Here is an 11,646-nt window from a genome sequence, read left to right as displayed (position 1 = left end):
CGGTCGGAGTGTCGCTCCCCGGGGGGACCGGCCGGCGCCCGCCCGGCCCCGCCCGGTGCGGTGGTCGCCACGGCGGTGGGTCGGGCCCCGGCGGCCGGGTGCAGCTCCCGCCGGCCGCCGCCGACCGGCAGCACCGCGCCGACACCGGGCCGCGACATCGCCGTGGCGACGCCGCCGAGCGGCAGGACGCCCGGGTCGGTACGGTCCAGTTCGGCGACGTACGACTCGGTGACGATCACCCGGTCGGGCAGCAGCACGATCGCCAGCAGGCCGCCGTACGCCGACGCCCGCAGGCTCACCTGGACGCCGTCCCGCTTGGCCAGCTCCGCCACCACGTGCAGGCCGACCTGCGCGCCGTCCTTCAGCGCCGTCACGTCCGGGGTCGGCGCGGTGGCGAGCAGGTCGTTCGCCCGTTCCAACGCGTCCGCCCGCATCCCCACGCCGGCGTCCTCGATCTCCACCGCGATGCCGCGCTTGACCTCGATGCAGGTCACCCAGACCGTGGTCTCGGGCGGCGAGAACGCCAGCGCGTTGTCCAGCAACTCGGCGATCAGGTGGACGGTGCCAGCCACCGCCGGCCCGGCGACCGCCACGTCCGGCGCGCTGCGCAGGGTGATGCGCTGGTACTGCTGGGCCTCCGCGAAGGCCGCCAGCAGCACCCGGCGCACCGGCACCGGGTTCTGGAAGCGGCGGCCGATCTGACCGCCGGCCAGGATGACGAGGTTCTCCAGGAACCGGCGGGTCTGGGTGAGCTGGTGGTTGATGTCGAACAGTTCGGCCAGCAGCTTCTCGTCGCCGATCCGGTTCTGGAGGTCCTCGATGACCTTCAGGCCGCGTTGCAGGGGGCGCTGCGGGCGGCGGGCCACACCCATCAGCATCGCGATACCGGCCGCCCGGGTCTTCGCCTCGTCGACCGCCGCACCCGCCGCGGCCTGCAACGACCGGTTGATCACCTCGGCCACCCGGCCGATCTCGTCGCTGCCGTAATCCGGTAGCGGCAGCTCGGAGGCGAGGTCGACCTTCTCCCGTCGGCGTAGCCGGTCCATCATCGCCGGCAGTTGCTTGTCGACCACCGCCTCGGCGTCCCGACCGAGCTGGGCGAGGCGTACCGACAACGCCCGGTCCACCAGGATCTGCGACTGCCGGATCGCCCAGATGATCGCGGCGACGACGACGAGCAGCGCGACCAGACTGCCCAGGGAGGCGGTGAACAGCTGGGTGTTGCCGGTGCGCAGGGTCCGCGCCGAGACCGTGTCGGCCTGCACCACGGTCAGGTTGATCAGATCGTCGGACACCTGCCGGGTGAGGACTTCCCACCGGGCCCGGTTGAACGACAGGGCACGCGGTACGCCGGAACGCCACGGCCCATTGCTGACCAGGGCGTTTTCTGCCGCGACGAGTTCTTTCCAGGAGTCGCTCGTGGTGATCGCGGCAAAGCGTTCCCGGGCTTCCGGTTCGAGGTGCGGAGCCACGTTGTTGAGGCCGGCGTGATAGGCCCCGACCAGGTTGGTGAAGTCGAGATGGTCCTGCGGGCTGAGGGTACGGGCACCGAAAGCGCCGTCAATGGTCGAACCGGCCCGGGACATCAGGTCACTGGCGCGGAAAGCCTCGGTCGCCGCGATACCGCCCTGGGCTGCGGCGGCGTCCGGGACGATTCTCGCCTGGGTGTCGAAGAGGTCGGTCGCGGCGTCGAGCAGACGGTTGTAGAAATCGTAGACACCCGTCCCGTTGGCCGACCGGGAATCGATGGTGCTCCGCACGCTCGCCAATTCGTCGAGCAGGCCGGCGAGCGTCTCCCACCGGGTCACGATCGAGTCCGGGGCGTTGCCCAGCGCGGCGTTGGCGGCGGGACGCAGGGTGGCCACCCGCTGGTCGGTCTGTTGCCGCTGCTCGATGAGCCGGCTGAGATCCCGGGACGGCTGGGTGAGGTAGCTGACGCTCAGCCGCCGTTCCTGCTGGATCGAGGACAACGCGGAGACCGCCGGGATCGACACCTGCCGGACGCTGTTGGCGACCTGGCGGTTGTAGAAACCCTGGAAGATGAGATAGCCGGAGGCGACGAGCCAGACCACCAGGGCGACGACGCTGGGAATGAGCACCAGCCTGATCACGCGCCGTTTGATCGACTGCGGTCGACCGGCACGACGACCCGGTGTCGTCGGTGCGGCCTGGTCGTCTGAGGCACGGCGCGGTTCTTCGCGGTCGGCCTGTTTGTGCGCCAAAGTCGTCGTATCCAATCCTGGTCAAGCCACAGACAGCGGCGGTCCTACGCCACTGGTCGACGCCGATGTGTGACAACCCTACCGTCTATCCGGACCCGTACCCGCCCACGATTCGACGACAGTGGACGGTCGTGCTGTTCGTACTGGTCAGCCATTTGGCAGGGGTCACGGTCGATGGAAGAACGCGACATTGACGTGACCCGGGTCACTGTGGACGCCGCCGCCGGAGCCGGTCCCGGCACGGCCCGCCCGGCCGCCGGCCCCGGTGCGCGGTGGCGCAGATAGATTCGGGTTCCTCCGGGTACGGGGAAACCGCCGGGGGGTCACCGGCGTCCAGTTCGATGCTGTGGCGCGTCCATCGTCCGGATGGAGCGCAGTGGACACTCCGCGCACCCGCGCGGGGTCGCCGGTGGAGGAGCAGGGGATGTCGAAGCTGAAGTGGGTCACCGGGGTCGCGGTGCTGGCGTGCTCCGGGGCGTTGGTGGCCTGCGGGGACGGCGGCACGCCGGCCGCCGACGGGTCGGCCACGGCCACGCCGTCGGGGTCGGCGACGCCCTCCACCGCGGTGACGCCCACCGCCACGACGGCACCCGACCCGACCGCGCCCCCGGCGTCGGCGAGCCCGTCCCGACCCGCCGGGAAGCCGTCGGCCACAGCCGGTGCCGGCGGGGCGCTGTCCGGCAAGCGGGAGGTCACCATCGTCCGGGTGCAGGCGACCGAGTCCGGGGTGGCCCTCGACGGCGGCACGCTCGTCGAGGTCGACGACGACAGCGGACGCCAACTGTTCGTCCCGACGCCGGTCGGCGGCGGCAAGTACCTGATCAAGGCGTACGGCCGGCGCGACGGCCACCCCGCCAACGACGACCCGGCCTGCTGGCAGGCGGTCAACCCCGGCGACGGCACGCCGCTCACCGTCGAGGGGACGGCCTGCGACAAGCGGAAGCCGACGCAGCTGTTCAGCATCGTCAGCAAGGGCAAGGGCGCATACGCGATCAGCAACGACTCGGCGTTCCTCCAGTTCTCGCCCAGCCGGGGCCTGATCCTCGAAGAGTTGGGCGACGCGCCGCTGCGCAGCACGTTCAAGCTGGTCGACAACGGTCCGGCCCGTACCCCGGCCGGCGGCTGACCCACGATCCGCCCCGGCGGGGTTGGCGGACGGCCCAGCGGGTACCGCACCCGGCATGCGGATCGTGATCGTGGGGGCCACCGGCAACATGGGCACGGCGGTGCTGCGCCGGCTGGGTCGGGAACCGGGGCTCGACCTGGTCGGTATCGCCCGCCGGCTGCCCGGCCCCGACGCCGGCGCGCCCTACGCCGGGGTGCGGTGGCACTCCTGCGACATCGGCGCGCCGGGCGCGGTCGACCAGCTCACCGCGATCGTCGCGGGGGCCGACGCGGTGGTGCACCTGGCCTGGCAGATCCAGCCCAGCCACGACCAGCGCACCCTGCACCGGACCAATGTCGGCGGCAGCCGCGCGGTGACCGAGGCCACCGTCCGGGCCGGGGTGCCCGCCCTGGTGTACGCCTCGTCGGTCGGCACCTACGCGCCCGGCCCGAAGGACCACCCGATCAGCGAACGGTGGCCGGCGACCGGGGTGCCCGGCTCCTCGTACAGCCGGGACAAGGCCGAGGTGGAGGCGATGCTGGACACCGTCGAGGCCGCCCAGCCGGGGCTGCGGGTGGTCCGGCTGCGCCCCGGACTGATCTTTCAACGGGACGCCGGCACCGAGATCACCAGGTACTTCCTCGGGCCACTGGCCCCGGTGCGGCTGCTGCGGTACGGCCGGATCCCGCTCGTACCGGCCAACCGGCGGCTGCGGATGCAGGCGGTGCACGCCGACGACGTCGCCGACGCGTACGCCCGGGCGGTCCTCGGTGAGGCGCGCGGCGCGTTCAACGTCGCCGCGGACCCGGTGCTGACCCCGGAGCTGGTGGCCCGGCACTTCAAGGGCTGGACGGTGCCGGTGGCCGCCCCGGTGCTGCGCGCCGCCGCCGCGCTGACCTGGCGGTGCCGGCTGCAACCGGTGGACGCGGGCTGGGTCGAGCTGGGGCTCGCCGCGCCGCTGATGTCCAGCGCGCGGGCCGAGACCGAACTCGGCTGGCAGCCGCGGGTCGACGCGGTGACCGCGCTGAGGGAACTGTTCGCCGGGATGGCCGACGGCGCGCACACCGCCGGCCCGCCGATGTCCGGCGTCGCCGACCTGCCCGGTCGGGCCGCCGGCCTGCTCCGGGGCCGCGCCCCCGGCCAGGGCGACCCCTACTGACCGTCAACGGCGGCCGGTCCGTCAGGCGTGGGAGAGGGCGAACGCGGTCAGGAAGCCCAGGACGGTGATCAGGCCGACCAGCAGGTGGGCGTCCTCGAACGCCTCCGGGACCATGGTGTCGGTGATCATCGCGAGGATCGCCCCGGCGGCCAGCGCGGTGATGGTGGCCAGCAGCTCCGGCGGCGCACCACCCAGCAGGGTGTTGCCGAGCAGCGCGGCGAGCCCGCTGACCAGGGCGATCGCCGTCCAGAGCCCGAAGACGTACCGGCGGGAACGGCCGGCCCGGCGCATGCCGGCGGCGCTCGACAGGCCCTCCGGGACGTTACTGAGGAAGACCGCGGCCACCGTGACCAGGCTGACCGGGCCACCGGCCAGCAGGCTCGCGCCGATCACCACCGACTCGGGTATTCCGTCGAGCAGCGCGCCCACCGCGATCGCCGAGCCCGAACCGGGCTGCTCCCGCTCGGAGGGTTGTTCCCCGCCGGAGCGTTTCCGGTGCCGGGCACCCCGTCGGGCGAGGAGCAGGTTGGCCCCCGTGTACGCCAACGCCCCGCCCGCCGCCCCGATCGCGGTCGGCAGCAGCCCACCCTGCTCGTGCGCCTCGGCGATCAACTCGAACGAGACCGCGGAGAGCAGGACCCCCGCACCGAACGCCATGATCGACGCGACGACCTTGCGTGGCACCGGCAGGAAGAACCCGACGGCCGCCCCGACCAGGAGCGCGGAACCGGCCAACAGGCCCCACGCCCCGGCTTGCAACCACTGTGGCATTCCGGGGACCGTACCCGCCCCCGCACCGCGTCAACCAGACCCGGCGGCCCGGCGGGTGGCCGGCCGCTCAGAAGTCGGCGAACAGGTAGGGCAGGGCGCGGGGGAAGAGCCGGCGCAACTCGTTCCCCGCCTCCGGGCCGACCTGGCCCAGCCCCCGGATGTGCACCTCGGCCGGGTCGAGCACCCCGTACGCCAGCGCGGACAACCCGGCGGCGGTGAGCGTCGCCGTCGGCACCGGGCCACCGCCGGTCACCGCCGACCGGCCGCCGGGGGCCAACACCAGCCGCCCGTCGACGCCGTCGAGCAGGTGGGTGCCGGCGAGCCACCGGTCGTCGACCAGGTCCACCCGTACCCGGCCCGGCCCGGCGGGCAGCCCGGCGAGGGCGTCCACGCTCAGCAGGCGGGCCATCGGCGCCGGCGACCCGGGCCGGGACACCCGGGCCTCGACGTGCACGGCCAGGTCGGTCAGCCACAGCTCGGGCAGCTCGTCGGCGGGCACCCGGAGACTGATCCGTTCCACCTGGTCGACGTGCCGGGCGAGGAACTGCAACAGCAGGGCGCGGGCGTACGGGTCGCTGGCGAGCAGGTCGTCGCCGACCAGTTCGCCACCGTGGTCGTCGATCCGGTAGGTGAGCGCGCCGACCACGCTGCCGTCGACGGTCGCGGTGATCAGCCACCTGTCGTCCCGGTCCCGCAGTCCCACGTCCCGGAAGTCGGGGAAGATCGCGAAACCGTGCCGCTCCCGCAGGCACCGCTCGGTGAACGAGCGGTAGTGCGGATAGCCGACGCCGATCCGTTCCCAGCCCACCGTGCCGGGCAGCTCGGCGCGCAGCAGCGGGCCCAGGTCGGCCGGGGCGAACCGGACGGTACGCGCCCGGGGCAGCCCCACGTAGCCGAACCGCTCGTAGAAGCTGGCCCGGAACGGGTACAGCGCGGTCACCGGGTGCCCGCCGTCGCGCATCTCGTCGAGGAGCTGGCAGAGCAGGGCGCGGACGTACCCCTGGCGGCGGGCCAGCGGGTGGGTGGCGATCCCGGCGACCCCGGCCATCGGCAGCACCGCGCCGCGCAGGTTCTGCCGCATCGGCACCGCGCTGGCGGTGGCCCGCGCCTCGCCGCCCTCCTCGACGACCAGGGTCCGGTTGCCCTTGTTGTACGGCAGGTAGCGGTGGAACACGTCGACCCGCTCCCGGCTCAGCGGGGTCGCCTCGAAGGCGTACGCCTGGAGCGGGAAGCTGGTGGTCAGTCGTTCCTCGGCGGCCAGGCGACGGATGAGCATCCGTCCATCCCAACCCGGCCGGCGGTCGGCCGCAACCCGGTTGGCCGGGTTCAGCCCTCGGTCACGTCGGAGACCACCACGGTGACGTTGTCCGGCGCACCGGCCTGGTGGGCCAGCTTCACCAGTTGCTCACCGCAGTGCCGGCGGTCCTGGTAGGTGACGAGCGCCCCGTGGATCGCCTCGTCGGCCACGTAGTCGGAGAGCCCGTCGCTGCACAGCAGCACCCGGTCCCCGGCGAAGACGGTCAGCACCCCGATCGCCGGGGGCGCGTCCGCCCCCTGCACCGCCCGGGTGACCAGGGAACGCTGCGGATGGTGGCGGGCCTGGTCGGGGGAGAGCGCCCCCTGGTCGACGAGCGCCTGCACGAAGGTGTCGTCCCGGGTGAGCTGGGTCAGCTCCCCGTCGCGCAGCAGGTAGCACCGGGAGTCGCCGACCTGCGCGAGGACCAGGGTGTCCCCGGCGAGCAGGGCGGCGGTCAGCGTCGTACCCATGCCCTCGCGGGCCGGGTCGGCGGAGATCGCCGCCCGGATGCGCCGGTTGGCGGTGGAGACGACGGCCCGCAGCGCCTCGGCGGCCTCGTCGGTGCCGGTGGGGGGGACCAGCTCGTCCAGGATGCGGATGACGATCTCGCTGGCCACCTCGCCGGCGGGGAGCCCACCCATGCCGTCCGCCACCGCGACCAGGCGTTCACCGGCGAGGGCCGAGTCCTCGTTGTTGGTGCGGACCAGGCCGACGTCGTTGAGGATGGCCGAGCGGAGGATCAGCGTCATGGGACAAGCTTGCCGGATACACCCTCGCTCCGTCTCTACGCACTAGTACGTAGGGTGGGAGAAATGATCCCGGTGTCCATGGTGGGTCGCGTCGGAGAGCTCGCCGAGCTCGACCGGGCGTGGTCCACCGTGGCCGGTACGGGCCGGTCGGCCCCCGCCGTCACCGTCATCACCGGGGCCGCCGGGGTGGGCAAGAGTCGGCTGGTCGCGGCGGCCGTCGAGGGTCTCTCCCCCCGGCCGGCGGTGATCCTCACCGGGACGGCACGGGTGCACGATCCGGCCCCCTACGACTGGCTGGCGGCGGTGCTCAGCGTCCGTGACGTCGGCGCGCTCGACCTGCCGTCCGACGCGCTCGCCTGGTTGGCCCAGCATCCGGCCGCGCCGCGCGAGCGGTACGCCCCCGGCACGCTGCTCCGGCTCGCCGTGCGTACCGTCCGGTCGCTGGTGGGTGCCGGCCCGGCCGTGCTGGTGGTGGAGGACCTGCACGATCTCGACCCGGCCAGCCTCAACCTGGTCGTCGAGCTGGCCACCGCGCCGCAGTTGCCGGCGCTGCTGGTGGTGGCGAGCCGGCCGCCGGTCGACGCGGTCGCACCCGACCTCACCCGCCGCGTCCTGGCCCGCCTCTGCGGGGTACGCGGCGCGGTGCGTCAGCACCTCGGCCCGCTCGGCGTCGCCGAGGTGGCCGAGATCCTCACCCAGGTGTACGGCGACAGCCCACCCCCGGCGCGGGTCTGTGCCGACGTCTGGCAACGCACCGGCGGCAACCCGTACGCGCTCACCGAGTTGCTGGCGGTGCACGCCGGTCGAGGGCTGGACGCGCTGGTCCGGGAACCGTTGCCGGAGCACCTGCGGATGCCGTCGCCCCGGGCCGCCGCCCCACCCGAGGCCGAGCTGACCGGCCGGGAGGTCGAGGTGCTGGGCTGCCTGGTCGCCGGGATGTCCAACAAGCAGGCCGCGCGGGCGCTGGGCATCTCGGTGCGGACGGTGACCGTGCACGTGTCGAACCTGCTGCGCAAGACCGGCTCGGCGTCGCGTACCGAGGCGGCGCTGTGGGCGGTGCAGCACCGGGTGCCCGGCGCGGGTCAGGTGCGGGGGTAGCGCAGCAGCAGGCTGGCGGCGACCTCCTCGTCGCCGAGGGCGGCGTAGCCGTGCGGTACGTCGGAGGTCCAGCGCAGGTGGCCACCGGCGGCGGCGGTCAGCGGGGCGTCGACCGGGCCGGCCCGGAGCACCCCGGCGAAGACCGTGACGTGTTCGGTGACCCCCGACTGGTGGGCGGGGGAGACCTGTTCCCCGCCGGGGCGGACCCGCAGCCGGTACAGCTCGTAACTGGCGTCGGTGTCGGTGAACGACTCCAGCAGGGTGGCGACGACCGTGGTGCCCCGCACGGTCGGGGTGGCGGCGGGCCCGGCGAGCACGGCCGCCAGCGGTACGCCGAGCTGGGCGGTGATCGCGTAGAGCGTCTCCAGGGTGGGGTTGCGGGTGCCGTTCTCCAGCGCCGAGAGGGTGGCCTTCCCGACCCCGGCGGTACGGGCCAGCGTGGAGAGGGAGACCCCGCGTTCCATCCGCAGCGCGCGCAGCCGGTGGCCGACCGCCCCGGCGTCGGTGTCGAGCGCGGGCCGGCGGGCTGGGCGGGGCGGGGTCATCCGGCTATGGTGCTACACGCCGCTGTTCCGTAAACGGAACGATGGGCGGCCGGGCGCGAGGGGGAGTGTGGTGGGGGATCGGTTGCAACCGGTGCTGGCCGGGGTGGTGACCGCCGTGGTCGGCTTCGCCAGTTCGTTCACCGTCGTGCTCGCCGGGCTGCGGGCGGTCGGCGCCAGCGAGGCGCAGGCCGCCTCCGGGCTGCTCACGGTGAGCGTCGCCGCCGGGATCTGCGCGACCTGGCTCGGCCTGCGGCACCGGATGCCGATCGCGATCGCCTGGTCCACGCCGGGCGCGGCGCTGCTGGTCGCCACCGGGCCGGTCCCCGGCGGGTGGCCCGCCGCCGTGGGCGCGTTCGTGCTGTGCGGGCTGCTCATCGTCACCGCCGGCCTGTTCCCCGCCCTGGGGCGGGCGGTGGCCGCCATCCCCGCCCCGGTGGCGGCCGCGATGCTGGCCGGGGTGCTGCTGCCGCTGTGCACCGCCCCGGTACGCGCGCTGGTCGAGGTGCCGGCCCTGGCCGCCCCGGTGATCGTCACCTGGCTGGTGCTGCACCGGTTCGCCCCCCGGTGGGCCGTCCCGGCCGCGCTGGTGGCGGCGGCGGTGGTGATCGCCCTGACCACGACCGGCGTGGGGGTCACCCCCGACGACCTGCGGCCGGTGGTGTCGCCGACCGTGCCGGCGTTCACCCTGCCCGCCGTGGTCGGCCTGGCGCTGCCCCTGTTCCTGGTCACCATGGCCGCGCAGAACGTGCCCGGTACGGCGGTGCTGCGTGGCTTCGGCTACCGGCCGCCGCTCGCCCCGGTGCTGCGCGCCACCGGGCTGGCCAGTGCGCTCGGTGCCGCCACCGGCGGGCACGCGGTCAACCTCGCCGCGATCACCGCCGCCCTCGCCGCCGGCCCCGACGCCCACCCGGACCCGGACCGACGCTGGATCGCCTCGGTGACCGCCGGCATCGGCCTGGCGCTGCTCGGGCTCGGCGCGGGTGCGGCGACCACGCTGGTGCTGCTCTCCCCGCCCGTGCTCATCGAGGCGGTCGCCGGGCTCGCGCTGCTCGGCGCGTTGGCCGGCGCCCTCACCTCGGCCCTCTCCTCCACCCCGCCGTCGGTCGTTCCCGATCCCCGGAGCCGGGAGGCCGCCGTGGTCACCTTCGTGGTCACCGCCTCGGGGGTGAGCCTGCTCGGCGTGGGCGGGGCGTTCTGGGGACTGCTCGCCGGCTGCCTGATGCTGCTGCTCTTCCGGCGCCGGACGCCGGCTCCGGCCGTGGGGCTGCCGAGGCCGCAGGAACCGGAGGGGAACCCGGTGGTCGGGGGTCAGTCCAGGCAGGTCACGGGGCGCTGAACACCAGGGCGTGCCCGGTCGCCCGGTCCGCCTCGCCCGGCCCCCACCAGCCACGGACGAACCCCGGGCTCTGCCGGACCATCTCTGCCGACGGGCAGCGATACCTCTACGGGTCCTTTCGAGCTGATGACGTTGACGACTCACCCAGGATGCGTGACAGGGTTGTCGCCCCCGGCCAGCGCAGGTGGTGGGTGGGGTCACTCCTCCGGGGGTAGGTCGCCCACGGGGACGTGCAGGCGTACCTGGTCGTCGGTGACCGTGGCGATCTGGTCGGCCAGCACGTACACCGCGCCGGTGCGGGCCAGTTCGGTGGAGACCTTGAGGTAGCCGGTGCGCAGCAGGCGGGCGGCGAGGTCGGCCGGGACGTCCGGCTCCTCGACGGCTACCGACTCGATCAGCTCGTCCAGGCTGCCGCCCGGATCGGCGGTCGACGCCTGCACGGTCACCGCGTTGGGATCGCCCCGCTGGACCAGGTCGACGGTGCCGATCTCGACCCCGACCGTGTCGACCACCCGCATGCCGGTGGTGATCCGGGAGATGACCGCCTGCTCTGCCATGCCCTGCTGCTTCATCCCCGGGCGGTTCCCTGCCCCACCCACCGCTAAACCGCCGGGCCCCAGGCACCGGGCGGACGCGGGGACAGCTCCCGCCAGGCGTCCGTCCCCTCCAGCAGGGCCCGGACGGTCTCCTCGGCCTCGTCGACGCTGCCGTACTCGTAGAACTGGGAAACGCCCTCCGAACCGCCGGCCCGCTGCTCCACGTGCCACCGGTCGGCGTCGACGCGGAGGAAGACGTCCCGCCGCGCCAGTCGTCCCCATTTGCCGTTCCACCAGTGCCTACGCTGCTCCATGGCCGGACTCTATCGAACATGTGTACGACAGGAAGCGGCCCCTGCGGGAATTCCGCAGGGGCCGATGTGCGCCGGTGGGGGTCAGCGCGGGGCGGGCGGCTCCGGACGCCGGCCGAGCACGTCGTCCAGCGCACCGCGCTGCCCCGGGGTGGCGTGCCCGCCGGCGAGCAGCGCGTCGCGGATCTCGGTGAGCAGCTTGACCTCCTCGCTCGGCGCGGCGGGCGGCGGCTCCTCGCCCCGCTTGCGCCGCTCGGCGAGCCGGTTCATCGGGTAGACCACCAGGAAGTACAGCGCCGCCGCCGTCAGTGCGAAGGTGATCGCGGCGTTGACGAAGGCGATCCAGTCGAACGGGATGCCCCGGAACTCGGGGGTCGAGCCCTTGAGGCCGTCCTTCTGGCCGGTGATCAGCACGTTGACGACCCGGACCAGTGGTTCGCGTAACTACTTGGTCTGCTGGGTGCCCACGCCCGTGAAGGCGGCGCGGATGACGACACCGACCGCCAGGTCGACGACG

The 11,646-nt window shown here is 73.9% G+C and carries 11 protein-coding genes and 1 pseudogene; 4 read left to right on the top strand and 8 right to left on the bottom strand.

The window, feature by feature from the left end; genetic code table 11:
- Positions 1 to 2,111, bottom strand: a 2,111-nt coding sequence (locus ACOJTC_RS01120) for a nitrate- and nitrite sensing domain-containing protein (RefSeq protein WP_420115389.1), incomplete at its 3' end; no start/stop codon positions are given.
- 535 nt (positions 2,112 to 2,646) lie between these two features.
- Between ACOJTC_RS01120 and ACOJTC_RS01115 the strand changes: the two genes are divergently transcribed.
- Both ACOJTC_RS01115 and ACOJTC_RS01110 read left to right on the top strand, forming a co-directional pair.
- Positions 2,647 to 3,348, top strand: coding sequence for a hypothetical protein (locus tag ACOJTC_RS01115; RefSeq protein WP_420115388.1), 702 nt, complete (start codon positions 2,647 to 2,649; stop codon positions 3,346 to 3,348).
- 55 nt (positions 3,349 to 3,403) lie between these two features.
- The gene (locus tag ACOJTC_RS01110) at positions 3,404 to 4,486 is read left to right on the top strand and encodes an NAD-dependent epimerase/dehydratase family protein (protein ID WP_420115387.1); all 1,083 of its coding nucleotides are present in this window, start codon (positions 3,404 to 3,406) and stop codon (positions 4,484 to 4,486) included.
- Positions 4,487 to 4,507: 21 nt separating this feature from the next.
- On the opposite strand, the gene ACOJTC_RS01105 is transcribed toward ACOJTC_RS01110, so the two are convergent.
- From ACOJTC_RS01105 to ACOJTC_RS01095, 3 genes are all read right to left on the bottom strand, one after another.
- Positions 4,508 to 5,257, bottom strand: coding sequence for a ZIP family metal transporter (locus tag ACOJTC_RS01105; protein ID WP_420115386.1), 750 nt, complete (start codon positions 5,255 to 5,257; stop codon positions 4,508 to 4,510).
- A gap of 67 nt (positions 5,258 to 5,324) precedes the next feature.
- A complete protein-coding gene (locus tag ACOJTC_RS01100) occupies positions 5,325 to 6,533 on the bottom strand; it encodes a GNAT family N-acetyltransferase (protein ID WP_420115385.1) in 1,209 nt (402 codons plus the stop codon).
- 50 nt (positions 6,534 to 6,583) lie between these two features.
- On the bottom strand, positions 6,584 to 7,303 hold the full coding sequence (locus ACOJTC_RS01095; protein ID WP_088642022.1) for a PP2C family protein-serine/threonine phosphatase: 720 nt from the start codon (positions 7,301 to 7,303) through the stop codon (positions 6,584 to 6,586).
- Between the two features lie 63 nt (positions 7,304 to 7,366).
- On the opposite strand from ACOJTC_RS01095, the gene ACOJTC_RS01090 reads away from it, so the two are divergent.
- Entirely contained in the window at positions 7,367 to 8,401 is a 1,035-nt protein-coding gene (locus ACOJTC_RS01090; RefSeq protein ID WP_363650022.1) for a response regulator transcription factor, read from the top strand.
- Here the strand turns inward: ACOJTC_RS01090 and ACOJTC_RS01085 are convergent.
- Positions 8,386 to 8,946 carry a helix-turn-helix domain-containing protein gene (locus ACOJTC_RS01085; RefSeq protein WP_357925303.1) on the bottom strand — a complete coding sequence of 187 codons (561 nt, stop codon included), beginning with the start codon at positions 8,944 to 8,946 and terminating at the stop codon, positions 8,386 to 8,388. The genes ACOJTC_RS01090 and ACOJTC_RS01085 overlap by 16 nt on opposite strands.
- A gap of 70 nt (positions 8,947 to 9,016) precedes the next feature.
- Here ACOJTC_RS01085 and ACOJTC_RS01080 point away from each other — a divergent pair, with 70 nt between their 5' ends.
- The gene (locus ACOJTC_RS01080; protein ID WP_420115384.1) at positions 9,017 to 10,282 is read left to right on the top strand and encodes a benzoate/H(+) symporter BenE family transporter; all 1,266 of its coding nucleotides are present in this window, start codon (positions 9,017 to 9,019) and stop codon (positions 10,280 to 10,282) included.
- 197 nt (positions 10,283 to 10,479) lie between these two features.
- Here the strand turns inward: ACOJTC_RS01080 and ACOJTC_RS01075 are convergent, their stop codons facing one another.
- From ACOJTC_RS01075 to ACOJTC_RS01065, 3 genes and pseudogenes are all read right to left on the bottom strand, one after another.
- On the bottom strand, positions 10,480 to 10,839 hold the full coding sequence (locus tag ACOJTC_RS01075) for a hypothetical protein (RefSeq protein WP_145917392.1): 360 nt from the start codon (positions 10,837 to 10,839) through the stop codon (positions 10,480 to 10,482).
- A gap of 44 nt (positions 10,840 to 10,883) precedes the next feature.
- Positions 10,884 to 11,132 (bottom strand): hypothetical protein, encoded by a 249-nt coding sequence (locus ACOJTC_RS01070; RefSeq protein ID WP_420115383.1) that lies wholly within the window; start codon positions 11,130 to 11,132, stop codon positions 10,884 to 10,886.
- 81 nt (positions 11,133 to 11,213) lie between these two features.
- Positions 11,214 to 11,646: pseudogene (locus ACOJTC_RS01065) on the bottom strand (MscL family protein); the annotation flags it as partial.

The sequence above is a fragment of the Micromonospora sp. genome (genome assembly GCF_048594385.1).
Taxonomy (GTDB): domain Bacteria; phylum Actinomycetota; class Actinomycetes; order Mycobacteriales; family Micromonosporaceae; genus Micromonospora; species Micromonospora wenchangensis.
The sequence above is the reverse complement of the archived record's forward strand: the minus strand, read 5'-3'. Positions and strand labels throughout refer to the sequence as shown.

Excerpts from the sequence above, each read along its gene's own strand:
- ACOJTC_RS01115 (WP_420115388.1), top strand. The coding sequence starts at position 2,647 with ATGTCGAAGCTGAAGTGGGTCACCGGGGTCGCGGTGCTGGCGTGCTCC.
- ACOJTC_RS01110 (WP_420115387.1), top strand. The coding sequence starts at position 3,404 with ATGCGGATCGTGATCGTGGGGGCCACCGGCAACATGGGCACGGCGGTG.
- ACOJTC_RS01105 (WP_420115386.1), bottom strand. The coding sequence starts at position 5,257 with ATGCCACAGTGGTTGCAAGCCGGGGCGTGGGGCCTGTTGGCCGGTTCC.
- ACOJTC_RS01100 (WP_420115385.1), bottom strand. The coding sequence starts at position 6,533 with ATGCTCATCCGTCGCCTGGCCGCCGAGGAACGACTGACCACCAGCTTC.
- ACOJTC_RS01095 (WP_088642022.1), bottom strand. The coding sequence starts at position 7,303 with ATGACGCTGATCCTCCGCTCGGCCATCCTCAACGACGTCGGCCTGGTC.
- ACOJTC_RS01090 (WP_363650022.1), top strand. The coding sequence starts at position 7,367 with ATGATCCCGGTGTCCATGGTGGGTCGCGTCGGAGAGCTCGCCGAGCTC.
- ACOJTC_RS01085 (WP_357925303.1), bottom strand. The coding sequence starts at position 8,946 with ATGACCCCGCCCCGCCCAGCCCGCCGGCCCGCGCTCGACACCGACGCC.
- ACOJTC_RS01075 (WP_145917392.1), bottom strand. The coding sequence starts at position 10,839 with ATGGCAGAGCAGGCGGTCATCTCCCGGATCACCACCGGCATGCGGGTG.
- ACOJTC_RS01070 (WP_420115383.1), bottom strand. The coding sequence starts at position 11,132 with ATGGAGCAGCGTAGGCACTGGTGGAACGGCAAATGGGGACGACTGGCG.